The sequence below is a fragment of the Streptomyces sp. DH24 genome (assembly GCF_029813775.1).
In the GTDB taxonomy this organism is placed as follows: Bacteria; Actinomycetota; Actinomycetes; order Streptomycetales; family Streptomycetaceae; genus Streptomyces.
The window spans coordinates 40,116-66,908 of sequence record NZ_JARVKW010000037.1 but is presented as its reverse complement, the minus strand read 5'-3'; the positions used below and the strand labels follow the sequence as shown (position 1 = coordinate 66,908).

Sequence of the window (26,793 nt, the reverse complement as noted above, 5' to 3'; positions counted from 1 at the left end):
GCGCTGGCGCTGGCCACCACGTCCGGGCTGATCCTGCCGGGCACCGCGCACGCGGACACGACCATCACCCGGAACCAGACCGGCACGGACAACGGTTTCTACTACTCGTTCTGGGCGGACGGCGGCGTCGGCGTGGGGGTCGGCGCCGACACGTCCGCCGGGTCCGCACCGTCCGTCTCACCGGAGCCGGCGGAGCCGGTGGTGTCACTCACGGGCGGCACCGTGGTGCGCGGCAGCGGGGTCGACACCTCCATCGCCTCCGTCGTCCGAGGCGGGGCGGCCACTTCCTGACGGCTGGTCGACGGCACGGTGCGGGCCCGGTCCCCGTCGTCGTGCCGGTCGGCGCGCTCGGACGCGGGAGGAGTGGGCGCCGAACGCGGCTTCTCGGGCCGTGTCGTGGAGTCGGAGTGATGCCCGTTCGGCTCCTCGGCACCGTCGAGGCCCGGGTCGAACGGCGCCGTGGCGGCACGCGCCCGGTCACCGGACTGCTGGTCCATGGCGACCATGGCCACGCTGCCGCTGACCAGGGCGACCGCGGTCGCGACCACGGCACGGCGCTGGTTCTTCTTCCAGCGGGCACGCTGGCGCCGCCGCGCGGCACGGCCTTCGGTCACGGGCTGCACGGCCACGACGTCCGTCTCGTCGCCGGGCCCACTCTCCTGCCACGTGTCGAAGACGCCGGGCCCCGTCCCGGCCGCGGCACCCACGGCCGTCACGGCGGCCGGGGTCGGGGCGACACGAGCGTAGGGGGCCGGATCTATGTCCGGGGCGTAGGCACCGCACCCGGGGCACACCAGGGCCCCGTTGAGGTGCCGACGACACGAGGAGCAGTAATCCATCTCCGGTCTTCCTGAGTTGACACGCCGTCGGCCCACAGGCCGCGGCCCGGTCACGTTCGTACGCGGAATCGAGCGATCAGTAACGGTAACGACGCCACCGTGACACTGTGTGCAGACCGTGTGAGGCTCCTGCGGGGATCTACCAGGTCCTCCGGCGCGGGGCGGCGTCCCCTCGCCTGGTACGACGTGAATGCCCCGTTCGCCCGGCGGGCCACGCCGCCGTCGCCGTCGGCATCGTCTGCCGCCGCGGGGCGTGCCCCTTCAGACCGGCTCCCGGTCCGACGCGGGCCACACGTAGGGCAGGTCGTCCGGCACCCCCGGGAAGAGGTCGGCGTAGGCGGCCGGGTCCTTGCGCACCAGTGCGGACCGGTGACTGCGGTGGAAGGCCTCGTCCCCCAGCCAGGGCGGCAGCTCGTGGCCCGCGGCGAGGTCCCGCTCGTCACGCACCGGCCCCGGTCGGTGCGCGGCGAGTCCGGCGACGAGTTTCGCCGCGCAGCTGTCCTGGTGCCCCTGGTCGCGCCAGACGTGGCAGACCTCCAGGCCGTAGCGCACCAGTGCCTCCTCGTAGCCCGTCCACATGCGTACGGCGGGGTGCCGGCGCCAGGCGTAGCCCGGCACCGTGAGGCCGCGCAGCACCTGCAGGGCCTCGACCCGTTGTTTGCCGAGCCGGCGCCGGTCCAGGACGAGCGCCGACTCCCGGAAGCCGGGATGGGGAAGAAACGTCTGCATCTCTTGGTCCGTTCCAGGAGCTGGTCACCGGGGACGTGTGCGCGGGCTCGCCGGCGGATCCGGTCGGGTGTCTCACGGCTCCGGTCGTACGGCCGCGCCGTCGGCCCGTCCGCCGGCGCCGAGCGGACCTGAGGCGCGCAGACCCGCCCGGGCCTCCGGTCCGGACAGGGCGCGGCGGGAGGCGCGCAGCACCACGGGCGGCAGGGCCGCGCGGGTCGCCTGGACCAGGCGCAGCCAGGCGGGCACGTAGACCGCCGTGCGGCGTCGCTCGACCGCCCGCGCCAGCCGGGCGGCGGCGGGCTCGGTGTCGGCGACGCGGCGGGCGGGGCCCGGCAGCCGCAGGCGCAGTTCGTGCAGGGCGGTGTGCCGGTCGCCGTCGCGGATCATGTCGGTGTCCGTCCAGTTGAGGTAGGCGATGCCCACCGCCACCCCGTGGCCCGCCACCTCGGCCCGCAGCGCGTGAGCGAACGCTTCCACGCCCGCCTTGGAGGCGCAGTAGGCGCTCATCATGGGCACGGCACCGAGGGAGGCCAGTGAGGCGATCTGGAGGTAGTAGCCCGCCGTTTCGACCAGGTCGGGCAGGAAGGCGCGGGCGGTGTGGGCGCTGCCCGTGAGGTTCACGTCGATCACCCGCCGCCAGATGGCCGGGTCGGTGTCGGCGAACGGTCCGGCCGCGGCGATTCCCGCGTTGGCCACCACGACGGAGGGGCGGCCCAGCCGGGCGCGCACCTCGCCGGCCGCCGCGTGCAGCCCCGGGAGGTCCGTGACGTCGACGGCGAGCGCGAGCGCCGGTGTCCGCAGCGAGGCCGCCAGCGCTTCCAGGCGGGGCTGCTCGTGACCGAGCAGGGCGAGCCGGGCACCGCGCCGCGCGCACTCGCGTGCCAGTGCCGCGCCGACTCCGCGGGCGGCGCCGGTCACGACGACGGTCCTGTCGTGCAGGGGACTGTCCATCGCGTGCCCACCTCGTCCCTTCTCAGGCGGGGCCCGGCGCGGAGTGCTCGTCCCGGCCGGGCCGCCGCTCGTCACGGCGTCGAGGATGTCTTCCTGCCGGTCCGGTCGCGGCGCAGCATGGCCCGCTGGAGCAGGAAGCGTCCGGGCGGGCGGTGCCGGCGCAGTGCGGCGCGCGCGGCGTTGGCGCCGGGAGCCCCGTGCACGCCGCCTCCCGGGTGGGCCCCGGCCGAGGCGAGGTACAGCCCGGCCAGCGGTGTCTCCGGTCGCCCGGTGCCGGGGACGGGGCGGAAGAACAGCTGCTGGTGCAGGGCGGTGGTGCCGCCGTTGATGGCGCCGCCGTGCAGGTTGCTGTCCAGTGCCTGGAGGGTCGGCGGGGCCAGGATGCGCCGGGCCCGGACCACCGAGCGGAATCCCGGCGCGAAGCGCTCCACCTGACGCTCGACGCGGTCGGCCATGAGTTCCGCCTCCCGGGTGTCCCAGATCCCGCTGAGGCCCTCGTCCCCGGCGTCGGCCCGCACCTCGTGGGGAACGTGCGTGTAGGCCCAGGCCGATTCGGTGCCCCGGGGCGACCGGGTCGCGTCCGAGGTGGTCATCTGGCCGAACAGGGTGAAGGGACGGTCGGGCACCCGGCCCATGGCGATCTGGGCGGCGAACCGGGTCAGTTCGTCGACGCCGTCCGCGAGGTGCACGGTGCCTGCGCCCGCCGCCTCCGCCGACCGCCACGGCACGGGGCCGTCGAGCGCCCAGTCCACCTTGAAGGTGGCGAAGTCCCACTGGAAGCGCCGCAGGTCCGCGAGCAGCCGGCCGGGCAGGTCCGCCGGGTCGACCAGCCTGCCGTACAGCGCGGGGACGGACACGTCCGCGAGCACGGCGCGGCGGGCGGCGACGGTTTCGCCGTCGGCCGTGCGGACGGCGACGGCGCGCCCGTCGCGCACGACGACCCGGGTGACCTGCCGCCCGCAGCTCAGTACCCCGCCGCGGGTCTTCAGACGCCGCACCAGGGCCGCGGTGAGCGCGCCCGAGCCGCCGACCGGCACCGGGAATCCGTGGGTCTGCCCGAGCATCGACAACAGCCAGCCGAAACCGCCGCTCCCGGCCGCCTCCGGCGCGAGGTCCGCGTGCAGGGCGTTGCCCGCGAGCAGCAGCCGGCCGCCCTCCCCGCGGAACTCCTCCTCGCCCAGCCGGCGCACCGGCAGCACCAGGGAGCGGGCGAGCCGCAGGCCGCCCGCGCCCCGCAGGCGTACCGCGAGCCGGGCTGCTGCCCGGACCGGGGGGAACGGCGTGAACAAGCCGTCCAGGATGTCCGGCCGCAGCAGCGCCCACATGTCGTGCAGGCGGCGCCACGCGTCCCCGTCCCCGGCGGCGAAGGCGTCCAGGGAGGCGGCGGTCGTGTCGATGTCGCGATCCAGTACCGCGCACGGGCCGTCGGCGAGTGGATGGGCGAGTACGTGGGGTGCGTGACTCCAGCGCAGGCCGTGCTCGTGGAGCCGCAGCCCGGCCAGGACCGGCGACGCCGCGGCGAGCGGGTAGAAGGAGCTGAACAGGTCGCTGACGAAGTCCGGGCTGACGCCGTGGTCGTGGCGCACCGCCCCGCCGGGTTCGGGCTGTTCCTCCAGGACCTCGACGCTCCAGCCGGCGTCCGCCAGTACGTTCGCCGCCACCAGGCCGTTCGGTCCGGCCCCGATGACGACGGCGTCAGGCATGTCCGGCACCTCCCGGGGCCGCCATCCGGTCCGTGCCGTCCGCCGCCGGGTCCGGCGCGTCGGGCGACTCGCACAGGTGGGCGAGCCGGGCGAGCATGGCGCGGTGGCGCAACTGGATCAGCGCCTCGACACCCGCGTTGTGCAGCATGCCGCCCGCGCCGCGCAGCGGGTGCTCGTCGACGATGATCAGGCAGTGTTCGCCCCAGGACCGCAGCTCCATGGCGATCCGCGCGGTGCCGAGAACGCCGGCGTGGGCCTCCAGTTCCAGGACGGAGCCCTCCACGCAGCGTCTGACGACCGTCTGGTTGCTGAGCCGCACGGGGCCGAACGCGACCTCGTACTCGATCGCCGCACCGAGCTGCGGCCACTGTCCCCGTGTCGGGCGGGACTCCGCGGCGCCCACCACCCACTCCGCGTACCTGTCGCCGTCCGCGATGACGGACCACACCCGCTCCGGACTTGTCCTGATGAGGCGATGCCGCACTGCCACGAGCGTCTCCCTGGGTCAGCGGTTTACACGGCCACCCCTGAGTTCCCACCGGACGGCGGCTCAACCGGCGACGCGGACTCGCCCCCTCGCCGGGCGCCCGCGCTCCGTGCCCTGTCCGGAGCCGGTGGCCCGCCTCCGGATAGGGTGAGCACAGGTCGGCACACGGGTGGGACGAGGGCAGCGGACGGCATGGCAGGCGCGCAGGACAAGCACACGCCGGGGTCCGGGCGCCCCACGTCCCGGGACGTGGCCCGGCTCGCCGGGGTGTCGCACACGGCCGTGTCGTTCGTGTTCAACGGCCGGGCCGAGGGCAACCTCTCCCCCGCCACCCAGGAACGCATCCGGCAGGCCGCCGCCGAGCTCGGCTACCGGCCCGACCCCGTCGCCCGCGGCCTGCGCCGCCGCCGCACGGCCGTGATCGGCCTGGTCACCGACGAGATCGCCTCCACTCCGTTCGCGGGACGGCTGCTGCGCGGCGCCATGGAGACCGCCTGGGACAGCGAGCACCTGGTCCTGACCGTGGACTCGGGCGGCGACCCGGCCAAGGAGGACGCGGCGGTCGCCGAACTCCTCGACCGCCGGGTCGACGGCATCATCTACGCGGCGATGTCCCTGCGCCGCGTCCGCGTCCCGGAGGGCCTGCACCGCACCCACTCGGTCCTCGCCAACTGCCTGCCCGAGGACGGCTCGTTGCCCGCCGTCATCCCCGCCGAACGCTCCGGCGGCCGGGCGGCGGCGCGGCTGCTCCTCGACCGGGGCCACCGCAGGGTCGCCGTCGTCGGCGGCGAGCGGGACATCGCGTCCGTGGAACGGCTGCAGGGCTTCCGCGACGCGCTGCGCGCCGAAGGGGTCACGGTCCCCCGGGAGTGGGTGGTGCGTACCGGGGGCGAGATCTCCGGCGGGTACGAGGGCGCGCTGCGGCTGCTCGACGGCGCGGCCCCGGGGCAGCGCCCCACCGGGCTGTTCTGTTACAACGACCGGGTCGCGGCGGGCGCCCTGCACGCCGCGACCCGGCTCGGTCTGACCGTGCCCGGTGATGTGTCGGTCATCGGCTACGACGACCAGGAGCACATGGCGGCGTTCCTGTCCCCGCCCCTGACCACGGTGGCACTGCCGCACCGGGCGATGGGCGAGGCGGCGGTGCGGCTGCTGCTCGACGCGATCGGAACGGGCCGGGCGCCGAGCCCCACCGTGCGGCGCCTGGCCTGCCCCGTCATCGACCGGGAGTCGGTGGGACCAGTTCCCACCCGGTGACGGACGCCCCCGCCCCGGTCACGAGGAGTTCCGCCACGTCGCCGGGGCGGCGGTACACCCGCTCGGTGAGCGTGGCACGGTCACCGGCGAACACCTCGTGGAGCGAGCCGTCGACCAGGACGCGCACGGTGAGTTCCGCCGCGCCCGGCACGCGTGCGGCGACCGGTGTGTCGTCCCGGTGTGCCGTGCGGGGCCAGTCGGCGCGGTCCAGGGTCACGGTGCCCCGGCCGGGGTCGATGCGGACGGTCAGTTCCGCGCCCGACGCCGAGCGCAGCAGGCGTACGGTGGTCGGTTCGCGGGCGGTGACGGTCAGGTCGTAGGCCCAGGGCAGGGGTGTCGGGTCCGGTGCCGTGGTGAACGGCTCGGCGGCGCGCAGGAGTTGGAGTTCGGCGGCCGGGGTGACCCGCAGGGTGCCGTCCGGGTGGACGTCGACGGCGCGGGGCGCGGTCAGGACGCCGGCCCAGCCGGCGCGGTCCACCTCGTCCTGTGCCCGGGCCTCCCAGGACCAGCCCCACATGAGGGCGCGGTCCGTCTCCTGGAGCACGGCGGGTGCGTAGAAGTCGCGGCCGTGGTCGAGCCGGCCGCCCGCGCGGGCCGCGAAGCGCAGCCCGCCGTCGGCGCCCGGCACCAGACGGCCCGTCAGATAGCCGGTGCTGTGGGGTTCGTGGTCCCACAGCGACACGATCAGCACCCAGTCGCCGTCCGGTGTCGCGCACAGTTGCGGGCACTCCCAGCCGGTCGCGCCGTCGCCGAACGCGGCGGTCGCGACGGGGTCGCGGCCGTCGGCCAGGATTCCGGCGAACCGCCAGTCGGACAGGTCGTCGCAGTCGTACAGCAGCACTGAGGGGGTGCCGTCGGCGTGCCCCGCGCCGACCAGCGCCCAGCGCCTGCCGCCGTGCCGGAAGACGAACGGATCGCGGAACATCACCACGTCCAGCCCGTCCGGCGGGCCCGCCACCACCGGTGTCGGCAGCGGCTTCCACTCGGTCAGCGCCTCGTCGTCCGGGTCCGCCGCCGGTGCCAGGAGAATCGTGCCGAGGCCGGTGTGGTCACGGTCGACGCCCGTGTAGACGGCCGTCGGCACACCGTCGTCGTCCACCACGCAGCCGGACCAGCACCCCGCCTCGTCGGGGCCGCCCGGGGTCGGGGCGAGCGCGATCGGATGGTGCCGCCAGTGGGCGAGGTCGGGGCTGGAGACATGGCCCCAGTGGACGTCGGCGTGCACCGGGGCGTCCGGGTTGTGCTGGTAGAAGAGGTGGTAGCGGCCGCGCCAACGGAACGGGCCGTTGGGGTCGTTGATCCAGTTGGCGGGCGGACGGACCCGAAAGCGCGGGGCGTTGGGGTCCGGGGACGGAGCGGCGGGGCTCAACGGTTGACTCCTGCGGAGGTGATGCCCTCACGGAGAGGGCGCTGGCCGACGACGAACACGGCGACGGCGGGGATCATGGAGAGCACGACGCCGGCGAGCACCACGGAGATGGAGCCGGTGCCGAGGTTGCCCTGGAGCGAGACGAGGCCCAGCGGCAGCGTGTAGTTCTGGGCGGAGGTCTCCAGGATCAGCGGGCGGAAGAACTCGTTCCAGTGGTAGTTGAAGGCGAGGACGCCGACGATCGCGAGGCCGGGCGCGGCCAGCGGGGCGTACACGGACCGGAACACCCGCCAGGGTCCCGCCCCGTCGAGCATCGCGGCCTCGCCGAGGTCCTTGGGCATGCCGAGGAAGTACTGGCGCATCAGGAAGGTGCCGAACGCGGTCGGGAAGGCGGGGACGATCAGGCCGAGCAGGGTGTCGGTCAGGCTCATCGACTTCAGCACCAGGAACACCGGCACGATCGTGACCTGGAGCGGCACCATCATGGTGGCCAGCACCAGGGCGAACAGCGGCTTCTTGAAGCGGAACTCCAGGCGCGCGAAGGCGTATCCGGCCAGACCCGCGGTGATCATCTGGCCCACCGCGATCAGCGCGGTCACCAGCGTGGAGTTCAGGGCCAGCAGCCATACGTCGATCTGGTCGAAGACGCCGCTGTAGGCCTCGGCCGTCGGGCCGGTCGGGATGATCCGCGGGGGCAGGTCGAAGGACTCGGCGGGAGTGCGCAGCGAGGTGGACACGGTCCAGACGACCGGGCCCAGGGTGAGCAGGGCGCACACGGTCAGTCCGGCGATCCGCGCCCACGGCGCGAGGGAGTGCCGCACGCGGCCGGCGGCGAGGGTGGCTTGGCTCATGGGATTCACACCCGGCTCACTGGTAGTGGACGAAACGCCGGCTGAGCCGGAACTGGAGGGCGGTGACCGCCATGATCAGCACGAACAGCAGCACGCCCACCGCGGACGCCGTGCCGAAGCGCAGCTGCTCGAAGGCGGTCTCGTAGATGACCATCACGACGGTGCGAGTGGCGTCGCCGGGGCCGCCGTTGGTCAGCACGTAGGGCTGCTCGAAGACCTGGAGGGCGTTGATGATGCCGACCACGGACGCCACCAGCAGGGTGGGTGACAGCAGCGGCAGCGTGACGTGCAGGTGCTTGCGCAGGCCGGTGGCGCCGTCGAGGGCGGCGGCCTCGTGGACCTCCTTGGGGATGTTGTTGAGGCCGCCGACGAACAGCAGGAACGAGAAGCCGAACTGCTGCCAGACATAGACCAGGATCACCGCGGCCATCGCGCCGTTCTCCGAGGTCAGCCAGGGCACGGGGGCGACGCCCACCAGGCCGAGCAGCCAGTTGACGACGCCGAAGTCCTGGTTGAACAGGTACTTCATGACCACGGAGATGGAGGCGGCGGACAGCACCAGCGGGAAGAAGAACGCCGACCGGAACGCCGAGCGCAGCCACACCGGCATGCGCCCGTTCACGGCGAGCGCCAGCACCAGCGCGATCAGCAGTTGCAGCGCCACCGCCAGCACCATGAACAGCAGGGTGTTGCCGAAGGAGACCAGCACGGTGGAGTCGGTGAACGCCTCCCGGTAGTTGGCCGTTCCGGCGAAACCCGGGGAGTCGATCACGTTCCAGTGGAAGAGGCTGAGCACCACCGAGCCGGCGATGGGTACGACCGTGAAGACCACGATGCCGACGACGGTGGGCGCCAGGAACAGCGCCGCCAGCAGCCGGGTGCCGCGCTCGCGTGCCGAGGGCCGGGCCGCGACGGCGGGCGGGGCGGCCTGCTCGGGCCGGGCGGCGGCCAGGGTCCGGGTGTTCGTCATGCGTCACGCTCCATGGCCTTCTCCAGGTCGCCCTGCAGCCGGCGCAGCGCGGGTCGCACCGTACGCGGGGAGGCCAGGGCGGTGCCGGTGTGCTTGAGGAGCACCTGCTCGACCTCGGCGACCTGCGGCGGCGCCGGGATGGGTCCGGTGTCGGGGAACCGGTCGAGGGTGCCGTAGAAGGTGTCCCAGTGCTTCGGGCCGGTCTCCCGGTAGCGCTCGGCGGTGAGCATCGAGCGGCGCGCCGGGGTGGTCTGGTTGGCCCGGAACAGGCGGGTGAGGGTGTCCTTGCGGGCGGCGTACTTGATGAACTCCCACGCCTCGTCCTGCCGCTTCGAGGTGCGCAGCATCGCGTAGCCGGCCGCGCCGAACTGGTGGCGCTGGGTGCGCCAGCGCGGGAAGTACTGCACGTCGTAGCCGGTCGGCCGCATTCCGGCCAGGCTCAGGCCGCCGGCCCAGAAGCCGCCCGCGGGGGTGACGCCGACGCGGCCGGTGGAGAACACGCCGACGAGGTTGTTGCCGTTGCCGCCCTCGGGCCGGGTGCACAGGCCGTCGCGGATGAGGGAGGCGAGGTACTCGTAGGTCTCCTCCACCCGGTCGTCGGTGGCCTGCGGGGTGGTCCAGCGGAAGCCGCCGCCGCGGCCCCGGCGCTGGTCGGCCGGGTAGAAGCTGTTCCACAGCCAGTCGCCGCCGGGTGCCTTCGACTCCGTGAGCAGGTTGGTGCCGTTCGCGAACAGCCACGGGACGACGCCGCCCCACAGGCGGTTGGTCCAGAAGTACGGGGTGAAGTGGGAGTCGCTGGTGCGCTTCATGCGGCGCAGCAGGCCGGTGAAGTCGTCGCGGGTCCAGTCCGGCGGCGGGAAGTCCGCGCCGGCGCGGCGCAGCACCTGCCGGTTGAGGTAGATGTCGGCGGCGTTGAACTCCACGGGCAGCTGGTAGAGGCTGCCCTCGTACATCATCGACTCCACCAGCGAGGGGTGGACGTCGGCGAAGTACTCGCGCAGCTCGGCGGCGTCCCGCTTGACCCAGCGGTCCAGGGGCACGCCGAGGCGCCGGGCGAACAGCTGCACGCCCTCGGTGGCGACGTAGACCAGGTCGGGGGCGGTGCCCGCGGCGATCTGGGTGAGGATCTTCGCGAAGAAGTCCGACCAGTCGACCGCCTGTACGGCGTTGACCCGCAGCTTGATGTCGGGGTGGAGCTCGCGGAACCCCTCGCCGAGGAAGCGGACGGCGGCCTGGTCGAAGGCGGAGCCGAGGGTGGCGACGACGCGGGACCCGTCGTCGCGGCCGGGGATGTCGGCTCCGGTGAGCCGGTCCCAGCCGGCGGCGGTGCCGGCCACGGCGGCGGCCCCGGCCCCGTAGGCGCCGTACCGCAGCAGTGTGCGGCGGGTGAGATGGTTCATCGGCGGGCCTAACTCGTGTTAGTCGTGGGCTGATGCCCCAGATGATGAGAACTGCGTTACGCCCCTGTCAAGAGTGGGGAACGCCTTGACCTTTAACGAGTTAGGTCTACAGTCCTGGTCCACATGAGCCGCCCGTCCCGACGAAGGGATTGATGTGTGATGCGTGGAATGTCCAGGAGAGCGCTGTTCGCGGGTTCGGCAGCGGGTGCGACGGCCGCGCTGCTGCCCGCCGGGCCCGCCGCCGCGAAGGCCCGGGCCGGAGCCGCCGGCTGCGCGAACTACCGCGCCCGGTACCACTTCACGGTCCCCGACCAGTGGAAGAACGACCCGCAGCGCCCCGTCTGGATCGACGGCGAGTACCACTACTACTACCTGTACAACCCGGACTATTTCACCGGTGGCACGACGGCGGGCACCGCCTGGCGGCTGGCCACCAGCACCGACCTGGTCAGGTTCACCGACCGGGGCATCGCGGTGCCCAAGGACACCACGCCCAACGGCGACGTGTGGTCCGGCTCGGCGGTGGTGGACACCGGCGACACGGCCGGGTTCGGCGCGGGCGCGGTCGTCGTCCTGGCCACCATGGAGCCCGTCGAGGACGCCGACAGCCAGGCCCAGTACCTGTACTACTCCACCGACGGCGGCCGCACCTTCACCCATCACGGCACCGGTCCGGTCCTGCCCAACCCGGGTGTGCGCGACTTCCGCGATCCCAAGGTGATCCGCGACGAGGAGCGCGGCCGGTGGGTGATGGCGCTGGCCGAGCACACCAAGGTGGGCTTCTACCACTCGCGGGACCTGAAGTCCTGGACGTACGCCGGTGGCTTCGTCAAGGAGGGCATCGGGGTGCTGGAGTGCCCCGACCTGTTCCGGATCACCGCCGAGGACGGCACGGCGAAGTGGGTGCTGGGCGTGAGCGCCAACGCCAAGGCGTCCGGGCAGCCCAACACCTACGCCTACTGGACCGGCGCCTTCGACGGCAGCGCCTTCACTCCGGACGCCGCCGACCCGCAGTGGCTGGACCACGGCTGGGACTGGTACGGCGCCGTCACCTTCGAGAAGCGGGACGCGTCCGGCCGCGTCGACGACCGGGTGCGCCACGCGATCGGCTGGCTGAACAACTGGGACTACTCCGCCAACACACCCACGATCGACACCGACGGCTTCAACGGCACCGACTCGGTCGTCCGCGAGGTCAGCCTCAAACGCGCGCCGTCCGGCGCGTACTACCTCGCCTCACGGCCGGTGCCCGCGCTCGACTCGTACGTGTCGCGCACGGTGCGGCTCGGCGACCTGGATGTCGACGGGACGCGCGTGCTGGACTACCGGGGCACGGCGTACGAGGTGAGCTGCGAGATCACCTGGGACCGGGTGACCGGTGCCGGGCTTCAGCTGCGGCGGTCGGGCGACGGGACCCGCCACGTCGACGCGGGCGTGTACCAGGACTACGCCTTCCTCAACCGGCGGACCGCGGCCAACCCGGACACCTCCGGGAAGTGGCAGGAGAGCAGGAGCCCCTTCGACCCGGCCGCGCGCCGCGCGCGGCTGCGGATCCTGGTGGACCGGACGTCGGTGGAGATGTTCGTGGACGACGGCCGGTACGTGCACTCCTGCGAGGTGTTCCCGTATCTCATCGACACCGGTCTCGCCCTGTTCACCATCGGCGGCGCGGCGGTGTTCCGGGACGTGGTGGTCCGGGAGTTCACGGTGTGACACCGCCCGGTCCGCGGTCGTTCAGGTCAGCAGGTCGAGGAGCGCGTCGCCCCGCTCGGTGAGGTGCAGCCGGACCTGTTGGCCCTGACGCTGCCTCAGCAGCAGGCCGGACTCGGTGAGTTGGTCGCAGTGGTACGACGCCGTGCTCACCGACAGGCCGATGTGGCGCGCGGTCTCCGACAGCGAGGGCCTGCGCCGGGCGCTGCGCAGAATGCCGGCGCGGGCCCGGCCGAGGAGGGTGGTCAGGCGATCGGCGCCGGTCGTCGCCTGCGGTGCCACGTCGGCCAGGACCTGCCCCAGGCCGGGCAGGGGGTAGCCGAACCAGAGCACGTCGTCGCGCTCCGCGCTGTAGGTGTCCGCGCTGTATCCGGAGGCCAGCGGCACCAGGACGACGCGCCGCTGCCCCAGTTCGGCGAGGTGGTGGGGGCACTCGTGGGGCAGGGTGAACGCGCCGTCCGCGTACCGGGCACGCCCGCCGAGGGAACCGACGAGCACGTCCAGGGTGCCGGTCACGGCCGCCAGGCCGATCCGTTCCTGCTCCCGGCGCACGTACGGCTCCGCCGTCCGCCACACCGGGAGCAGGTTCTGCCACACCGCGTACACCGCGGCGCGGTAGGCGTCGAGGAACTCGCGGGGGCGGGCCGCGGCGGCGCGCCAGCGGGCGGGCGGCGTGTCGCCGAACTGCCGGTGCAGTTCGGCGAGGAGGGCGTCCGGTTCCAGCGCGTCCAGTTCGGCCGGGACCGCCGCCTCGCCGCCGGCGTCGAGGTCGCGCGTCAGGGACAGCGCGTCGGGAGCCCAGCACGCGGAGGCGAACACGGCGCTCATGGCGGCCGCGTGCGACGGCGGCAGGGACTGCCGCACGAGGGCGCGCAGGGGTGCGGGCACTCCTGGTGTCGTGCCGGTGAGCACCTGGAACATCAGGGAGAACAGCGTCGCTCCCGGGTGCGGGCTGACGGCCAGCGGTACGCGGTCGAGCCGTCCTACGTGAACCGAGCATCCGCCCACCGGTCGTCCCCCCGTGTGTCCACGGCGTCGTCGCCGACGCCGCGCCCCCTGTATCCCTCTGTTCCAACGCCCCTGCGCCGTCCGTGATTCCGGGCCGGTAAGGCGACATCCGGCCGACTTCCGGGACGCCTTCCGGCCTGTGTGCCGGCCGCCTTTCGAGCAGGTTCGAAAAGCTTCCGTGCCGGGCACGCGTCGGCGAGCATCGGGGCCACGGGCAGTGCGCGGCACCTCTGGCGCACTGCCGCACGTCCCCGTCGCGCGACGACGCCGCGCGACGGCCGGACCCGTGCCACTCGCGGCCCGGGCAACACCGGTGCGGCGCGGCGTCGTTCGGGCAGGAGGTGGGCAGCCATGCGCGCGAGAGGCTCGCCTCTCGGCATCGTCGGCGTCCTGGCACACAGGTGACCGTCCGGGGCCCCGGCCTCCGTGTCGGCACGGCCAGGCTTCCCACGGGGGTGGAAGCACTGGTGAGCGGCCGACCGGAACGTACCGGTCTGCCGGGGGCCGGGACACGCCCCCTGGGGGCGCCTTCTCGTGGGCGTCCCCAGGGGGCGTACGTGCTGCTGACGGCGGTGCGGGCGGCGGCCCGCGGCCGTCCGGCGGCCGTCGGGGGACCGTCCGGCGGCCGTCGGGGGACCGTCCGGCGGCCGTCGAAAACCTGAACTTCTCGTTTTCCTTAACCTTTCGTGTTTATGGCGGTAGTGTTCGTCGGCATGACAGCGCCCCGGACCCCGACGACCGCCCAGGAACTGCGCAGCGCAGGCCTGCGGGTGACGGCTGCCCGTGTCGCTCTGCTGGAGACCGTCCGGGACGGTGACCACCTCGGAGTCGAGGCGATCGCCTCCGGGGTACGGGACCGGGTCGGTCACATATCGCTGCCGGCCGTGTACGAGGCCCTGCACGCGCTCACCGCGGCCGGGCTCATACGCCGAATCGAGCCGGCGGGCAGCCCCGCCCGGTTCGAGGGCAGGGTCGGCGACAACCACCACCACCTCGTGTGCCGCTCCTGCGGAGTCGTCGCCGACGTCGAATGCGCGACCGGCGAGGCCCCCTGCCTGACGGCGTCCGAGGACCGCGGCTTCTCGATCGACGAGGCCGAGGTCATCTACTGGGGCCTGTGCCCCGGCTGCTCCACCGCTCGCAGTTCCTCAGCACCATGATCCGCCCAGCTTGGAAGGATTCCCATGTCCGAGAACCACGAGGCAATCGTCACTGACCCGAAGACGGAGGGCGAAGGCGGCTGCCCCGTCGCGCACGGGCGCGCACTTCACCCGACCCAGGGCGGCGGAAACCGCCAGTGGTGGCCGGAACGGCTCAACCTCAAAATCCTTGCCAAGAACCCCGCCGTCGCGAACCCCCTCGGCGAGGAGTTCGACTACGCCGAGGCGTTCACGTCCCTGGACCTGCCGGCCGTGAAGCGGGACATCGCGCAGGTGCTGACCACCTCGCAGGACTGGTGGCCCGCCGACTTCGGTCACTACGGCCCCCTCATCGTCCGGATGGCCTGGCACAGCGCCGGCACCTACCGCATCAGCGACGGCCGCGGCGGCGCGGGCGCCGGTCAGCAGCGCTTCGCCCCGCTCAACAGCTGGCCGGACAACGCCAACCTCGACAAGGCCCGCCGCCTGCTGTGGCCGGTGAAGAAGAAGTACGGCCAGAACCTCTCCTGGGCCGACCTGATGATCCTCGCGGGCAACGTCGCCCTGGAGACCATGGGCTTCGAGACCTTCGGCTTCGCCGGTGGCCGCGCGGACGTCTGGGAGCCCGAGGAGGACGTGTACTGGGGCCCGGAGACCACCTGGCTCGGCGACGAGCGCTACTCCGGCGACCGCGAGCTGGAGAACCCGCTCGGCGCGGTCCAGATGGGCCTCATCTACGTCAACCCCGAGGGCCCGAACGGCAACCCGGACCCGCTGGCCGCGGCCCGCGACATCCGTGAGACGTTCCGCCGCATGGCGATGAACGACGAGGAGACGGTCGCCCTCATCGCCGGCGGTCACACCTTCGGCAAGACCCACGGCGCCGGCCCGGCGGACAACGTCGGCGCCGACCCCGAGGCCGCCTCCCTGGAGGAGCAGGGCCTGGGCTGGAAGAACACCTTCGGCACGGGCAAGGGCGCGGACACCATCACCTCCGGCCTGGAGGTGACCTGGACCAGCACGCCCACGCAGTGGAGCAACGGCTTCTTCAAGAACCTCTTCGAGTTCGAGTACGAGCTGACCGAGTCCCCGGCCGGCGCCAAGCAGTGGGTGGCGAAGAACGCCGAGGCGATCATCCCGGACGCGCACGACCCGGCGAAGAAGCACCTCCCGACGATGCTCACCACCGACCTGGCGCTGCGCTTCGACCCGGTCTACGAGCAGATCTCGCGCCGCTTCTACGAGAACCCCGACCAGTTCGCGGACGCCTTCGCCCGCGCCTGGTACAAGCTGACCCACCGTGACATGGGCCCGAAGTCGCTGTACCTCGGCCCGGAGGTGCCGGAGGAGACGCTGCTCTGGCAGGACCCGCTGCCGGAGCCGGAGGGCGAGGTCATCGGCGCCGCCGACGTCGCGGCGCTGAAGGCGAAGATCCTCGACTCGGGCCTGAGCGTCTCGGAGCTGGTCGGCACCGCGTGGGCGTCGGCCTCGACGTTCCGCGGCAGCGACAAGCGCGGTGGCGCGAACGGCGCCCGGATCCGTCTGGAGCCGCAGCGCAACTGGGAGGTCAACGACCCGGACCGGCTCGCGGTCGTGCTGCGCGCCCTGGAGGGCATCCAGCAGGAGTACAACACCGGCGCCAAGAAGGTGTCCCTCGCCGACCTGATCGTGCTCGGCGGCTGCGCCGCGATCGAGAAGGCCGCCAAGGACGCCGGCTTCGACATCGAGGTCCCCTTCACGCCGGGCCGTGTCGACGCGACCGAGGAGCACACCGACGCGGAGTCCTTCGCCGCGCTGGAGCCGACCGCGGACGGCTTCCGCAACTACCTCGGCAAGGGCAACCGTCTGCCGGCCGAGTTCCTGCTGCTCGACAAGGCCAACCTGCTCACGCTGAGCGCCCCCGAGATGACCGTCCTCGTCGGTGGTCTGCGCGTGCTCGGCGCCAACCACCAGCAGTCGCAGCTGGGTGTCCTCACCAAGACCCCGGGCGCGCTGACCAACGACTTCTTCGTCAACCTGCTCGACCTGGGCACGACGTGGAAGTCGACCTCCGAGGACCAGACCACCTTCGAGGGCCGGGACGCCGCCACCGGTGAGCTGAAGTGGGCCGGCAGCCGTGCCGACCTGGTCTTCGGCTCCAACTCCGAACTGCGCGCGCTCGCCGAGGTCTACGCGAGCGACGACGCGAAGGAGAAGTTCGTGACGGACTTCGTCGCGGCGTGGGACAAGGTCATGAACCTGGACCGGTTCGACCTGGTCTGATCCCGCCTCGGGGCCGGCCGACCGCCGTCGGCCGGCCCCGACGCGTCAGTACAGCTTGTTGACGGCCGTGGCGGTGGTGACCCGGAAGTCGGCGACCTGGGCGTGCCAGAAGGTGCCCATCTGCGCCCACTTCACGACCGTGACGGTCCTGCCGTCCCGGCCCACCGAGAACAGGGCGATGTCGGACGCGCCCCACTCGGCCTCGGTGTGCACGCCGTAGACGTGGGCGCCCTCCTCGACGAACAGCTTCCCGTAGTACTTCTGCTGCGCGGTGATGTCCGGGTACTGCTCCATCAGCGTCCTGGCACAGTCGGCGAGCCTCTTGCGCAGCAGCGCCGCGAAGGCGGCGGCCCGCTGCTCGTCCCGCTCGACCACCGTCACCTGGAGCGCGTTGGTGTCGTACTCCGTCCAGTGGGCGCGGTGGGCGGAGATCGACGGCAGCGCCTCGCCCACGCAGACCGGGAGCGGGTCCGGCTGCCCGGCGGTGACCGGGCCGGCGTACCAGGGCGACGTCGGGTGCGGCGGGAGTTCGGCCGGCTCCAGGAACCGGGGTGTGTCAAAGGACTGGGCACCGGCCGCGGCCGTCGCCGGGACGGCGGCCAGGGCGAGTGCGGCCCCGGAGCCCAGGACAGACAGGGCGATCCGGGTGCGGCGGGTGCGGGTGTTCTGCATCGTTCCCCCAATGCGGTGTGCGGGACACCGATCCGGCAGGGCACGGAACCGGCCGCGAGGACGTACGGCCCCGAGATCCGCCTCTACGCCAACGCCTCGTTCATCGGCACCGTCCTGAAGGACGTGGGCATCCCGCGGCCGAAGAACCAGGACATGGACGACCTCGCCGCCGAGGTCAGTGCCGAGAACATCGACCAGGCCGACGCCGACTGCATCTTCACCGGCGTCTACGGCGACCCGAAGGCCACCGACAAGTCCAGGGCCCAGGGCAACCCGCTGTGGAAGAACCTCAAGGCGGTCAAGGCCGGTCACGCCCACGACGTGCCGGACGAGACCTGGTACCTCGGCCTCGGCGTGACGGCCGCCGACGAGGTCCTCGCCGACCTGGAGCGCCACCTCACCAAGTAGCACCCACCACCGTCGCGGCGGCCCCTGGGCGTCCCGGCGACACGCGTCACGTGTCCCGGTCGCCGAAGGGGCCGCCGCCGGTGAAGGCCAGCTCCGCGAAACGGTCGCCCATGCGGCGGTGGGCCGCGGCGTCCGGGTGGAGCCCGTCGGGCAGCGGCAGCTCGGCGAAGTCGGCCTCGCCGTACAGTTCGCGGCCGTCGAGGTAATGCAGGTCCGGGTCGTCGGCCGCCCGTTGCTCCACGATCCGGCGCAGCTCGTCGCGGATGACGCCCAGCGTCAGCTGCCCGCTCGCCCGCCCCGCCGGATCGCCCGCGGCCCGGAACAGCAGCCGCCCGTCGCCCAGGTGGCCGAGGTCGGGCGTGCTGGGGCCGGGCGTGTCCTCGTGGATGGCGCAGTACACCGGCGAGAGGACCAGCAGCGGCGTGCTCGGGTGTCCCTCCCGGATCGTGTCGAGGAAGCCGTGCACGGCGGGCGTGAAGGCCCGCAGCCGCATCAGGTCCTGGTTGACGAGATTGATGCCGATCTTGACGCTGATCAGGTCGGCGGGCGTGTCCCGCATCGCGCGGGCGGTGAACGGGTCGAGCAGGGCGCCGCCGCCCAGGCCGAGGTTGATCAGCTCCACGCCGCCGAGCAGCGCGGCGCGCGCGGGCCAGGTGCTCGTCGGGCCGGCGGCGTCGGAACCCTGGCTGATCGAACTGCCGTGGTGCAGCCACACTTTGCGGCCCCGCGCCGGTACGGGTTCGACGGGAGCGTCGGTGCGCAGCGCGACGAGTTCCGTGGTCTCGTTGTGCGGCAGCCAGATCTCGACGTCCTTCGCCCGGCCGGGCAGTTCCGTGAAGCGCACGGTGCCCGGCGGGCCGGGCCGGTACTCGAAGGAGCCCGTGGTCATGTCGATGGCGAGGGTGTTGCCGCCGGTCACGGTGGCCCGGCCCGCCGGGCGGCCGTCGACGAGCAGCTCGTAGACGCCGTCGGGGCGCGGCGGGGCGCCCACGTAGTCCCTCTTGGTGGGCAGCGTGTCCAGTTCGACGGCGGTGGCGCGGGTGCGGAAGGCCAGGCGTACGCCGGAGGGCTGGGATTCGGCCATGGCGAGCTGGGGGTCGGCGCACTGCGCGCGGGCGTGGGCGGGCAGCCGGTGCGGGAGCAGGCCGTGCCCGGTGTGCTCCAGGTCGAGGGCGCCGCGGACGAGGTCGGCGGTGAGGGGCGTGGTGATCCAGCCGGGCCGGTGGTGCATGACTGTGTGCCTGTCGGTAGGGGTGCGGGGGCGTCACGGGCTCGCGGTGCGGTCAGCGCGGCGCGGGCCAGTTCCGCAGCAGGGCGTCGAGGGCGTCCAGGATGCGCGTCCACGTCTCCTGGGTGTCGGGTGCGCTGTGGCTGAATCCGCCGCCCATCTCCAGGCTGACGTATCCGTGGAAGACGCTGCCGAGGAGGCGGACCGCGTGGGTCTGGTCCGGCTCGGCCAGGTCGTAGCCGCGCAGGAGCGCGCGCGTCAGCTGCGCGTGCCGTACGCCGGCGCTCGCGGCCGTGGTCTTCGGGTCGAGCCTGGTCTGGGCCGCGGCGTAGCGGCCGGGATGCTCGCGCGCGTAGTCGCGGTACACGTTGGCGAGGGCGGCCAGGGCGTCCTTGCCGGCCCGCCCGGCCAGCGCGCCGGAGGCCCGGTCGGCGAGTTCCTCCAGGGCCAGCAGGGCGATCCTCGTCCTGAGGTCCTGGGAGTTCTTCACGTGCGAGTACAGGCTCGCGGCCTTCACGTCGAACCGCCGGGCGAGCTCCGAGACGGTCACCCGGTCGAAGCCCACCTCGTCGGCGAGCTCGGCCCCCGCGCGCGTCAGGCGTTCCGTGGTCAGTCCGGCGCGCGCCATGTGTTCCTCCCGGTCGACGGGGCCGTACGCCCATGTGCCTAAACAGTATAGGCAGACAGGCATCTCCTTTAGGAAACGGCCCGTCGGGCCGGGCGCGCGGGCGGTCGGCGCCCGCGTCAGTCCATCAGCCCGGCCGCGAGCGTCGCGCCCAGTTCCCAGCACGCCTCGATGTCGGCCCTGTCCGGCTCGCCCGTCGTGGTGACCGGGTCGGCGGCCCGCCGCCAGCCCAGTCCCGTCGTGATCGACTCGATGCCGCGCACCGCGCCCGTGACGTCGTTGCCGCCGTGGACGTAGAAGCCGAAGGGACGGCCCCGGGTCTGGTCCAGGCAGGGGTAGTAGACCTGGTCGAAGAAGTGCTTCAGGGCGCCTGACATGTAGCCGAGGTTGGCCGGGGTGCCGAGCAGGTACGCGTCCGCGGCCAGGACGTCGGAGGCGGTGGCGGACAGCGCGGCGCGGCGCTCCACACGGACGCCCTCGATCTCCGGTGCCGTCGCCCCGGAGACGACGGCCTCGAAGAGGGCCTGGCAGTTCGGGGACGGGGTGTGATGGACGATCAGCAAGGTGGACACGCTCCGCACCCTCCCCCGCCGCGCCGCCGCACCGCAAGTGAGGTCGCCGGCCACGCGGCCGTGCCGTGTCGAAGGCCGTACGCCGGGTACTCAGAGCTGGCACGGAGGCCGCCCGGGGCTCCGGTACGGCCCGGGACGGCCCGGGTCGGCACGACGAAACGGAGGAGTGGTCATGACGCAGCACGGAGAAGAGGCGATCCTCGCCCGGCGAGCGGAGACGCCCGATCTGCGTCTGGCCACGGACCCGCAGCAGCCGCGGCTCGACGACACGCCGCCGCCGCGGAGTCCTGCGGTGCCCGACGGCCCGCCGCCGGAGAGCCTGCCGCCCGAGGGTCCGCCGCCGGTCCCGCTGGCCGAGGGGGAGCTGCCGCCCGACCGCAGCCAGGCCATCCTGGAGGCGGCCAAGCGGGTCGGCGCCCTGCTGAAGAAGAAGGAGCACCGCTTCGCCCTGGCCGGCAGCGTCGCCGCCTACGCGCACGGCGTGAGCAAGAGCCTGCAGCACGACGCCGACTTCTGCGTCCGGCCCCAGGACGCCGAGGCGGTCGCGGCCACCCTTGCCGAGGCGGGCATCGAGGTGCGCACGCCTCCGGAGGACTGGCTGATCAAGGCCACCTGCTACGGCCAGAACATCGACATCATCTTCGAACTGGCCCAGCAGCCCGTGAGCGCGGAGATGCTCGACCGCGCCGAGGAGGTCCCGGTCGACTCGGTGCGCATGCCCGTCCTGTCGCCGACGGATCTGGTGCGCAGCCTGCTGTCGGCCTTCTCGGAGCACCACTGCGACTTCGGCGCGGTCCTGCCGATCGCCCGCGCGCTGCGCGAGCGGGTCGACTGGGAGCGGGTGCGCGACGACTGCGGCGACGCACCGATGTCCGCCGCCTTCCTGTTCCTCCTGGAACGTCTGAACGTCATCGCACCGCGGAAGGAGCAGTCATGACCGAGCGTGGTCCCGAGCAGGCATCCGACGCTCCGGCGGCCCAGAACCTGGACTACCGCGTCGCCCACCTCCACGAGCGGTTCGCGCAGGGCCCGCTCGGCGAACTGGGCGTCCGGGTCGAGGTGCACGGGGACGCGGTGCTGATCAGCGGCACCGTGCCGTCCGTGCACTGCCGCGACGAGATCGAGCGCGTCGCCCGCCAGGCGCTGTCCGGGCATCCGGTGCACTGCGACCTCGTCGTCGCCGAGCCGTCGTCCCCCGATCACGCGGAGGAGCTGGCATGATCCGGATCGCAGCCGTCGGAGACATCCACATGGGTCCCGACAGCCAGGGCGTCCTCCGCCCGGCGTTCGAGACGCTGCCCGAGTGCGCCGACGTCCTTCTGCTGGCCGGGGACCTCACCCGGCACGGCACGCCCGAGGAGGCCCGGGTGGTGGCCCGGGAGATCCACGGGCTCGCCGTCCCGGTCGTCGCCGTGCTCGGCAACCACGACCATCACGACGACCGTCCGGACGAGGTCTCGGACATCCTCCGGGACGCCGGCGCACGGGTTCTCGAGGGGCAGAGCACGGTCCTGGACGACGGGCGGACCCGGATCGGCGTGGCCGGCACGAAGGGGTTCGGCGGCGGTTTCGCCGGGCGCTGCGCGGGCGAGTTCGGCGAGCGCGTGATGAAGGAGTTCGTGCAGCACTCGCGGGACTGCGCGGACGGTCTGCGGACGTCGCTGGAGGCGCTGGACGAGGAGGGGTGCGACGTGCGGGTCGCCCTCACGCACTTCTCCCCCGTGCCGGAGACGCTGGCGGGCGAGCCGCTGGAGATCTATCCGTTCCTCGGCAGCTATCTGCTGGCCGAGGCGATCGACACGGCGGGCGCCGATCTCGCGGTGCACGGGCACGCGCACGCGGGCACCGAGCACGGCATGACGAGCGGCGGGGTGCGGGTGCGCAACGTGGCCCAGCCCGTGATCGGGCGGGCGTTCCACGTCTACCACCTGCCGGCCCGGGAGCGTTCGGCGCTGGGCGCCGCTGCCGGCTGAGGCGTTGACCGGCTGAGGCGTTGAGGAGTCGGGCGAAGGCCCCGCCGGGTCGGCGGGGCCTTCGTCATGTGGTCGTCCTGCGGGGCGTCAGCTCGCCCAGGCCATCAGCCGCGCGCCGGTCTCGCGTTCCCGCAGCCGGATCAGTGACTGCTTCTCCAGCTGACGGACGCGCTCGCGGGTCAGGCCCACGTGCTGGGCCACCTGCTCCAGGGTGCGGGCCCGGCCGTCGTGAAGCCCGTAGCGCAGGCTGAGGATGCGGGCCTCGCGGGGTTCGAGCGTGCCGACGGCCTCCCTCAACTCCTCGGCGAGCGCCCGCTGTTCGGCGAGGTCGGGGGCCTGCAGGACGTCGGTGTCGGGGATGAGGTCGCCCACCACGGTCTCGCCGGTCTCGTCGACGGGCGTGTCGAGACTGACCGCCTGCCGTCCCACGCGGCGCAGCCAGAACACCTTGTCCAGGTCGATGCCGCCGTCCCTGGCGACCTCCTCGGCGGTGGGCTCGCGGCCGAGGCTGAGCTGGAGGCGCCGTTCGACGCGGGCGAGTCTGTGCAGTTGCTCCAGTACGTGCAGTGGCAGCCGGACGGTGCGGGCGTGTGCCGCGAGGCCCCGTTCGATGGACTGCCGGATCCACCAGGTGGCGTACGTCGAGAACTTGTAGCCGTTGGTGTGGTCGAACTTCTCGACGGCCCGTATGAGTCCGAGGTTGCCCTCCTGTATGACGTCCAGCAGGGGCAGCCCGCGGTGGGCGTGACGCCTGGCCATCGCCACCACCAGGCGGAGGTTGGCGCGCACCATGTGGTCCCGGGCCTGCCGGCCGTCGCGTACGGTCTCCTCCAGTTCGCGGCGCCGTCCCGGGGCCGGTTCGCGTGTTCCGCCGTCGGCGCGCCGCAGTTCCTCCGCGGCGCGCGCGCCGGCCTCGATGCGGCGGCCCAGGCGTACTTCCTCCGGCCCGGTGAGCAGCGGGGTGGCCGCGATCTGCCGCAGATACCAGCCCAGCAGGTCGGGTTCCTGGTCGGGGCCGCTGTCGCGGCGCGGGCGAGTGCTGCGCACGGGTTCCCGGCGGTCCGCGCCGGGGTCCGTCACAAAGGGTGCTGCCAGGGGAGACATCGTCGGTTCCTCCGTCCCCTCCGTTTGCGGGCCGCTCGGGTACCCGGACAAAACACCGCGAACCTCACATATCACTGCGGCACCAGGAGCCTCGTCACACACCCCTCATACCGCCGTGGTCCTCTCGTGTGATCGCCCCTGATCACCCCGCACGCCTCACCCGGGTTACGCATTTTGTCTGCTTAGCATCCAGGTCTGCGTCCGGCGGGCTGCTCGTCCGTCAGCCCGCGCACCGTACGAGAGGACCCTCCATGGCGCCCACGGGCCGTCACAGAACGCTGTCCGAGCCCGCGCTCTCCTCCCACGACGAGGTGCTGCGCGCCGCGGCGCCGCATCTCGCCCGCCGTCGTTTCCTCACCGTCACCGCCGCGGCGGCGGCCCTCGCCTTCGGTACGAACCTGCCGGCCCGGGGCGCGACCGCCGCGCCCGAACTCGACGCCGCCCGCATCACCGACGACCCGTTCACGCTCGGTGTGGCCTCCGGTGATCCGCTGCCCGACTCGGTGCTGCTGTGGACGCGGCTCGCGCCCGCCCCGTTCGAGGCCGACGGCGGACTGGGCGGACAGCGCGTCGCCGTGCAGTGGGAAGTGTCGATGGACGAGTGGTTCGCGCTCGTCGTGCGCGAGGGCGTGGCCAACGCCCATCCCGAGTACGGCCACAGCGTCCGCGTCGACGTCGGCGGCCTGACCCCGGACAGCCACTACTACTACCGCTTCCGGGTCGGCGCCTGGATCAGTCCGGTCGGCCGGACCCGCACCGCGCCGGAGGCGGGCGCGTACACGACGTCGATGCGGCTCGCCTCCGTCGCCTGCCAGGCCTACCACGACGGCTACTACACCGCGCACCGGCACCTCGCGCGGGAGGACGTCGACCTGGTCTTCCACCTCGGCGACTACCTGTACGAGTACCCGGTGGACCAGGCGGGCGGTGCCCGCCGCTACACCGACGTCAGACTGCCCGACGTGTTCAACCGGGAGACCGTCACCCTCACCGACTACCGGCTGCGGTACGCCCTGTTCAAGTCCGACGCGGATCTGCAGGCGGCGCACGCCGCCCATCCCTTCGTCGTCGCCTGGGACGACCACGAGACCGAGAACAACTACGCCGGTGCCATCGACGAACGGGGCGGCCCGCCCGAGCAGTTCCTCGCACGGCGCGCCGCGGCCTACCGCGCGTACTGGGAGAACCAGCCGCTGCGCGCCGCCCAGCTCCCGAAGGGTCCCGACGCGCAGCTGTACCGGCGGCTGCGCTGGGGAGACCTCGCCCAGTTCGACGTCCTGGACACCCGGCAGTACCGCTCCGACCAGGCCTACGGCGACCGGCCGCACGCTCCGGGCCCCGAGTCCGACGACCCGGCGCGCACCCTCACCGGTGACGCGCAGGAGCGCTGGCTGCTGGACGGCTGGCGGTCCTCGGACGCGCTGTGGCACGTGATGCCGCAACAGGTGTGCTTCTCCCAGCGCAAGCTCGAACTGGGCGCGGACGCCCGGCTGTCCATGGACGCCTGGGACGGCTACCGCGCCTCGCGCGCCCGGATCGTCGCGGGTGCGAAGGCGGCCGGCCTCGCCAACTGGATGGTCCTCACCGGAGACGTGCACGTCGCCTACGCCTTCGACATCAAGGCCGACTTCGACGACCCGGGTTCGGCCACGCTGGGCACGGAGCTGACGTGCACCTCCGTCACCAGTGGCGGCAACGGCGCCGAGCGGCCCTCCAACTGGGACACCTACATGGCGGCCAACCCCCACATGAAGTTCTACGACGGCAGGCGCGGCTACGTCTGTGTCGAGTTCGACCGGCGCGAGGCGCGGGCCGACTACCGGACCGTGTCCGCCGTGACCAAGCCGGGCGCTCCCGTCACCACGGCCGCGTCCTTCGTCACCGAGGCGGGCTCCCCCGGACTGCAGCGCGTGTGACGCCGCGGCGGGCGTACTGCACCTGGCGGTCCCTTTGCGGCACCAAAGCGCGAATGCCGGGCACCGGCCGCATCCGCGCGGACCGGCACGGCTAGGTCTAGGCCGTGTCCGCCGCGCAGGTGCCGAGTCCTGCATCGCCCTCACTTTGTTCCCAGCGAAGGAGACAGTCGAATGGTCCACAGACATCCCGCGACCGGCCGTCGCGCCGCCCTGACCGCAATCGGCGCGCTGCTCCTCACCCAGTCGGCCGCGGCCGTCGCGGCCGAGCCTCCGCCGCCCCTGCCGGGCCCGCTGCCGGGCGCCGCGCAGACGCTGGGCGCGGACAAGCCGTCGGCCGAGATGCTGCGCGCGCTGCAGCGCGATCTGAGGCTGACGCCCGCTCAGGCGACGCGGCGGCTCGTCAACGAGGCGGAGGCCGGGACGCGCGCGGGACGGCTGCGCAACGCGCTGGGCGAGCGGTTCGCCGGGGCGTGGGTGAGCGGGGTGACGTCCGAGCGGCTCACCGTCGCGACGACCGGCGCCGACGACGTGGCCACCATCGAGGCCCAGGGCGCGCGGGCCGCCGTCGTCAAGAACTCGCTGGCCTCCCTGCGGGCCGCGAAGGAGAAGCTCGACGCAGCGGCGGCGCGGGGCAACACCCGTGAGACGCCGCTGTGGTACGTGGACGTGCCGGCCAACCGGGTCGCGGTGGCGGCCACCACCGAGTCGGCCGCGGCCTCCTTCGTCAAGGCCGCCGGGCTCCAGAGCGCGAGCGTGACCGTCCGGGTGTCGGAGAACCGGCCGCGGCTGCTGGAGAACATCACCGGCGGTGACGCGTACTACATCGACGGCTCCGCCCGCTGCTCGATCGGCTTCTCGGTGACCAAGGGCCAGCAGCAGGGCTTCGCCACGGCGGGGCACTGCGGGAAGCCCGGCGCCAAGACGACCGGCTTCAACAAGGCGGACCAGGGCGCCTTCGAGGCCTCCACGTTCCCCGGCCGGGACATGGCCTGGGTGAGCGTCAACGACGCCTGGACCGCGACCGCCGACGTGAAGGCCGAGGGCGACAAGAAGGTGCAGGTCACCGGTTCGGTGCAGGCGCTGGTGGGGGCATCGGTGTGCCGGTCCGGGTCGACGACCGGCTGGCACTGCGGCACGGTCGAGCAGCACGACACGAGCGTGAGCTACTCCGAGGGGACGGTCGACGGTCTGACGCAGACGACGGTGTGCGCCGAACCGGGCGACTCCGGCGGCCCGTTCGTCGCGGGCGCCCAGGCGCAGGGCGTCACCTCCGGCGGCACGGGCGACTGCAAGTCCGGCGGGACCACGTTCTACCAGCCGGTCAACCCGCTGCTGGAAAAGTTCGGGCTGACCCTGAAGACCGGGACCGGGCATTCGGTGACCCCGGCTCCGCAGGACCAGGCGGTGGCGCGGGCCTGGGCCGCGGGCCGGGTGTACGAGGCCGGGGCCACGGTCACCCACAACGGGGTGCGCTACCAGTGCCTGCAGAGCCACCAGTCGCAGGACGCGTGGCAGCCCGCGGGCACGCCGGCGCTCTGGCAGCGCGCCTGACCCCTACCGCGGCACAGCGGGGCGGCGGGCCCGGGGTACGGCCGTGCCCGCCGCCTCGCTGTGCGGTCG

At 73.1% G+C, this 26,793-nt stretch carries 24 protein-coding genes and 2 pseudogenes; 11 read left to right on the top strand and 15 right to left on the bottom strand.

Annotated elements, in window-relative coordinates; all coding sequences use genetic code 11:
• Positions 1-3: 3 nt before the first annotated feature.
• Positions 4-126: pseudogene (locus QC282_RS25525) on the top strand (1,4-beta-xylanase); the annotation flags it as partial.
• Here the strand turns inward: QC282_RS25525 and QC282_RS25520 are convergent.
• From QC282_RS25520 to QC282_RS25500, 5 genes are all read right to left on the bottom strand, one after another.
• Positions 102-716, bottom strand: coding sequence for a hypothetical protein (locus tag QC282_RS25520; protein WP_279551908.1), 615 nt, complete (start codon positions 714-716; stop codon positions 102-104). The pseudogene QC282_RS25525 and the gene QC282_RS25520 sit on opposite strands and share 25 nt — an antisense overlap.
• Before the next feature lie 384 nt (positions 717-1,100).
• Positions 1,101-1,568: an MSMEG_6728 family protein gene (locus QC282_RS25515; protein WP_279551903.1), complete on the bottom strand. Its 468-nt coding sequence runs from the start codon at positions 1,566-1,568 to the stop codon at positions 1,101-1,103.
• A 72-nt stretch (positions 1,569-1,640) separates the two neighbouring features.
• Complete coding sequence (locus QC282_RS25510; protein WP_279551902.1) at positions 1,641-2,519, bottom strand: SDR family oxidoreductase; 879 nt, start codon at positions 2,517-2,519, stop codon at positions 1,641-1,643.
• A 71-nt stretch (positions 2,520-2,590) separates the two neighbouring features.
• Positions 2,591-4,222: an NAD(P)/FAD-dependent oxidoreductase gene (locus QC282_RS25505; protein WP_279551901.1), complete on the bottom strand. Its 1,632-nt coding sequence runs from the start codon at positions 4,220-4,222 to the stop codon at positions 2,591-2,593.
• On the bottom strand, positions 4,215-4,712 hold the full coding sequence (locus tag QC282_RS25500; protein WP_279551900.1) for an SRPBCC family protein: 498 nt from the start codon (positions 4,710-4,712) through the stop codon (positions 4,215-4,217). Before QC282_RS25500 ends, QC282_RS25505 begins: the two co-directional genes overlap by 8 nt.
• 189 nt (positions 4,713-4,901) lie before the next feature.
• Here QC282_RS25500 and QC282_RS25495 point away from each other — a divergent pair, with 189 nt between their 5' ends.
• Entirely contained in the window at positions 4,902-5,966 is a 1,065-nt protein-coding gene (locus QC282_RS25495; protein WP_279551899.1) for a LacI family DNA-binding transcriptional regulator, read from the top strand.
• On the opposite strand, the gene QC282_RS25490 is transcribed toward QC282_RS25495, so the two are convergent.
• The 4 genes from QC282_RS25490 to QC282_RS25475 are packed head-to-tail and all read right to left on the bottom strand — an operon-like array spanning position 5,926 to position 10,556.
• Positions 5,926-7,335 carry a glycoside hydrolase family 32 protein gene (locus QC282_RS25490; protein WP_279551898.1) on the bottom strand — a complete coding sequence of 470 codons (1,410 nt, stop codon included), beginning with the start codon at positions 7,333-7,335 and terminating at the stop codon, positions 5,926-5,928. The genes QC282_RS25495 and QC282_RS25490 overlap by 41 nt on opposite strands.
• Positions 7,332-8,186 carry a carbohydrate ABC transporter permease gene (locus tag QC282_RS25485; protein ID WP_279551897.1) on the bottom strand — a complete coding sequence of 285 codons (855 nt, stop codon included), beginning with the start codon at positions 8,184-8,186 and terminating at the stop codon, positions 7,332-7,334. The genes QC282_RS25490 and QC282_RS25485 overlap by 4 nt, the downstream gene beginning before the upstream one ends.
• A 16-nt stretch (positions 8,187-8,202) precedes the next feature.
• A complete protein-coding gene (locus QC282_RS25480; protein ID WP_279551896.1) occupies positions 8,203-9,156 on the bottom strand; it encodes a sugar ABC transporter permease in 954 nt (317 codons plus the stop codon).
• Positions 9,153-10,556, bottom strand: coding sequence for an extracellular solute-binding protein (locus QC282_RS25475; RefSeq protein ID WP_279551895.1), 1,404 nt, complete (start codon positions 10,554-10,556; stop codon positions 9,153-9,155). Before QC282_RS25475 ends, QC282_RS25480 begins: the two co-directional genes overlap by 4 nt.
• A gap of 159 nt (positions 10,557-10,715) precedes the next feature.
• Here QC282_RS25475 and QC282_RS25470 point away from each other — a divergent pair, with 159 nt between their 5' ends.
• A complete protein-coding gene (locus QC282_RS25470; protein ID WP_279551894.1) occupies positions 10,716-12,269 on the top strand; it encodes a glycoside hydrolase family 32 protein in 1,554 nt (517 codons plus the stop codon).
• Between the two features lie 21 nt (positions 12,270-12,290).
• On the opposite strand, the gene QC282_RS25465 is transcribed toward QC282_RS25470, so the two are convergent.
• On the bottom strand, positions 12,291-13,187 hold the full coding sequence (locus QC282_RS25465; RefSeq protein WP_279551893.1) for a winged helix-turn-helix domain-containing protein: 897 nt from the start codon (positions 13,185-13,187) through the stop codon (positions 12,291-12,293).
• Positions 13,188-13,987: 800 nt separating this feature from the next.
• Here QC282_RS25465 and QC282_RS25460 point away from each other — a divergent pair.
• The gene (locus tag QC282_RS25460; RefSeq protein WP_279551892.1) at positions 13,988-14,434 is read left to right on the top strand and encodes a Fur family transcriptional regulator; all 447 of its coding nucleotides are present in this window, start codon (positions 13,988-13,990) and stop codon (positions 14,432-14,434) included.
• Between the two features lie 24 nt (positions 14,435-14,458).
• Positions 14,459-16,675, top strand: coding sequence for a catalase/peroxidase HPI (gene katG, locus QC282_RS25455; protein WP_279551891.1), 2,217 nt, complete (start codon positions 14,459-14,461; stop codon positions 16,673-16,675).
• A 45-nt stretch (positions 16,676-16,720) separates the two neighbouring features.
• Here katG and QC282_RS25450 read toward each other — a convergent pair whose 3' ends face one another.
• The gene (locus QC282_RS25450) at positions 16,721-17,347 is read right to left on the bottom strand and encodes a hypothetical protein (protein WP_279551890.1); all 627 of its coding nucleotides are present in this window, start codon (positions 17,345-17,347) and stop codon (positions 16,721-16,723) included.
• Positions 17,348-17,416: 69 nt separating this feature from the next.
• On the opposite strand from QC282_RS25450, the pseudogene QC282_RS25445 reads away from it, so the two are divergent.
• Positions 17,417-17,755 (top strand): annotated as a pseudogene (locus QC282_RS25445) (ABC transporter substrate-binding protein); the annotation flags it as partial.
• A 46-nt stretch (positions 17,756-17,801) separates the two neighbouring features.
• On the opposite strand, the gene QC282_RS25440 reads toward QC282_RS25445, so the two are convergent.
• From QC282_RS25440 to QC282_RS25430, 3 genes are all read right to left on the bottom strand, one after another.
• Positions 17,802-18,986: a GDSL-type esterase/lipase family protein gene (locus QC282_RS25440; protein ID WP_279551889.1), complete on the bottom strand. Its 1,185-nt coding sequence runs from the start codon at positions 18,984-18,986 to the stop codon at positions 17,802-17,804.
• A 52-nt stretch (positions 18,987-19,038) separates the two neighbouring features.
• Positions 19,039-19,611 carry a TetR/AcrR family transcriptional regulator gene (locus tag QC282_RS25435; RefSeq protein ID WP_279551888.1) on the bottom strand — a complete coding sequence of 191 codons (573 nt, stop codon included), beginning with the start codon at positions 19,609-19,611 and terminating at the stop codon, positions 19,039-19,041.
• Between the two features lie 116 nt (positions 19,612-19,727).
• The gene (locus QC282_RS25430) at positions 19,728-20,180 is read right to left on the bottom strand and encodes a flavodoxin family protein (RefSeq protein WP_279551887.1); all 453 of its coding nucleotides are present in this window, start codon (positions 20,178-20,180) and stop codon (positions 19,728-19,730) included.
• Positions 20,181-20,352: 172 nt separating this feature from the next.
• On the opposite strand from QC282_RS25430, the gene QC282_RS25425 reads away from it, so the two are divergent.
• Genes QC282_RS25425 through QC282_RS25415 form a run of 3 tightly spaced genes read left to right on the top strand, consistent with a single transcriptional unit; the run spans position 20,353 to position 22,153 of the window.
• Positions 20,353-21,117 (top strand): nucleotidyltransferase family protein, encoded by a 765-nt coding sequence (locus QC282_RS25425; protein WP_279551886.1) that lies wholly within the window; start codon positions 20,353-20,355, stop codon positions 21,115-21,117.
• Positions 21,114-21,401, top strand: coding sequence for a BON domain-containing protein (locus QC282_RS25420; protein ID WP_279551885.1), 288 nt, complete (start codon positions 21,114-21,116; stop codon positions 21,399-21,401). The genes QC282_RS25425 and QC282_RS25420 overlap by 4 nt, the downstream gene beginning before the upstream one ends.
• Positions 21,398-22,153: a metallophosphoesterase gene (locus QC282_RS25415; RefSeq protein ID WP_279551884.1), complete on the top strand. Its 756-nt coding sequence runs from the start codon at positions 21,398-21,400 to the stop codon at positions 22,151-22,153. The genes QC282_RS25420 and QC282_RS25415 overlap by 4 nt, the downstream gene beginning before the upstream one ends.
• Before the next feature lie 87 nt (positions 22,154-22,240).
• Here QC282_RS25415 and QC282_RS25410 read toward each other — a convergent pair whose 3' ends face one another.
• Positions 22,241-23,257, bottom strand: a complete 1,017-nt coding sequence (locus tag QC282_RS25410) for a sigma-70 family RNA polymerase sigma factor (RefSeq protein ID WP_279551883.1) — start codon at positions 23,255-23,257, stop codon at positions 22,241-22,243.
• A 251-nt stretch (positions 23,258-23,508) separates the two neighbouring features.
• Here QC282_RS25410 and QC282_RS25405 point away from each other — a divergent pair, with 251 nt between their 5' ends.
• Together QC282_RS25405 and QC282_RS25400 are read left to right on the top strand one after the other, a co-directional pair.
• On the top strand, positions 23,509-25,173 hold the full coding sequence (locus QC282_RS25405) for an alkaline phosphatase (protein ID WP_279551882.1): 1,665 nt from the start codon (positions 23,509-23,511) through the stop codon (positions 25,171-25,173).
• Between the two features lie 171 nt (positions 25,174-25,344).
• A complete protein-coding gene (locus QC282_RS25400) occupies positions 25,345-26,724 on the top strand; it encodes a carbohydrate-binding protein (protein WP_279551881.1) in 1,380 nt (459 codons plus the stop codon).
• Positions 26,725-26,793: the final 69 nt, after the last annotated feature.

Excerpts from the sequence above, each read along its gene's own strand:
- QC282_RS25510 (WP_279551902.1), bottom strand. The coding sequence starts at position 2,519 with ATGGACAGTCCCCTGCACGACAGGACCGTCGTCGTGACCGGCGCCGCC.
- QC282_RS25475 (WP_279551895.1), bottom strand. The coding sequence starts at position 10,556 with ATGAACCATCTCACCCGCCGCACACTGCTGCGGTACGGCGCCTACGGG.
- QC282_RS25420 (WP_279551885.1), top strand. The coding sequence starts at position 21,114 with ATGACCGAGCGTGGTCCCGAGCAGGCATCCGACGCTCCGGCGGCCCAG.
- QC282_RS25410 (WP_279551883.1), bottom strand. The coding sequence starts at position 23,257 with ATGTCTCCCCTGGCAGCACCCTTTGTGACGGACCCCGGCGCGGACCGC.
- QC282_RS25470 (WP_279551894.1), top strand. The coding sequence starts at position 10,716 with ATGCGTGGAATGTCCAGGAGAGCGCTGTTCGCGGGTTCGGCAGCGGGT.
- QC282_RS25405 (WP_279551882.1), top strand. The coding sequence starts at position 23,509 with ATGGCGCCCACGGGCCGTCACAGAACGCTGTCCGAGCCCGCGCTCTCC.
- QC282_RS25515 (WP_279551903.1), bottom strand. The coding sequence starts at position 1,568 with ATGCAGACGTTTCTTCCCCATCCCGGCTTCCGGGAGTCGGCGCTCGTC.
- QC282_RS25495 (WP_279551899.1), top strand. The coding sequence starts at position 4,902 with ATGGCAGGCGCGCAGGACAAGCACACGCCGGGGTCCGGGCGCCCCACG.
- QC282_RS25460 (WP_279551892.1), top strand. The coding sequence starts at position 13,988 with ATGACAGCGCCCCGGACCCCGACGACCGCCCAGGAACTGCGCAGCGCA.
- QC282_RS25425 (WP_279551886.1), top strand. The coding sequence starts at position 20,353 with ATGACGCAGCACGGAGAAGAGGCGATCCTCGCCCGGCGAGCGGAGACG.
- QC282_RS25465 (WP_279551893.1), bottom strand. The coding sequence starts at position 13,187 with ATGTTCCAGGTGCTCACCGGCACGACACCAGGAGTGCCCGCACCCCTG.
- QC282_RS25400 (WP_279551881.1), top strand. The coding sequence starts at position 25,345 with ATGGTCCACAGACATCCCGCGACCGGCCGTCGCGCCGCCCTGACCGCA.
- QC282_RS25485 (WP_279551897.1), bottom strand. The coding sequence starts at position 8,186 with ATGAGCCAAGCCACCCTCGCCGCCGGCCGCGTGCGGCACTCCCTCGCG.
- QC282_RS25450 (WP_279551890.1), bottom strand. The coding sequence starts at position 17,347 with ATGCAGAACACCCGCACCCGCCGCACCCGGATCGCCCTGTCTGTCCTG.
- QC282_RS25480 (WP_279551896.1), bottom strand. The coding sequence starts at position 9,156 with ATGACGAACACCCGGACCCTGGCCGCCGCCCGGCCCGAGCAGGCCGCC.
- QC282_RS25435 (WP_279551888.1), bottom strand. The coding sequence starts at position 19,611 with ATGGCGCGCGCCGGACTGACCACGGAACGCCTGACGCGCGCGGGGGCC.
- QC282_RS25440 (WP_279551889.1), bottom strand. The coding sequence starts at position 18,986 with ATGCACCACCGGCCCGGCTGGATCACCACGCCCCTCACCGCCGACCTC.
- QC282_RS25415 (WP_279551884.1), top strand. The coding sequence starts at position 21,398 with ATGATCCGGATCGCAGCCGTCGGAGACATCCACATGGGTCCCGACAGC.
- katG (WP_279551891.1), top strand. The coding sequence starts at position 14,459 with ATGTCCGAGAACCACGAGGCAATCGTCACTGACCCGAAGACGGAGGGC.
- QC282_RS25505 (WP_279551901.1), bottom strand. The coding sequence starts at position 4,222 with ATGCCTGACGCCGTCGTCATCGGGGCCGGACCGAACGGCCTGGTGGCG.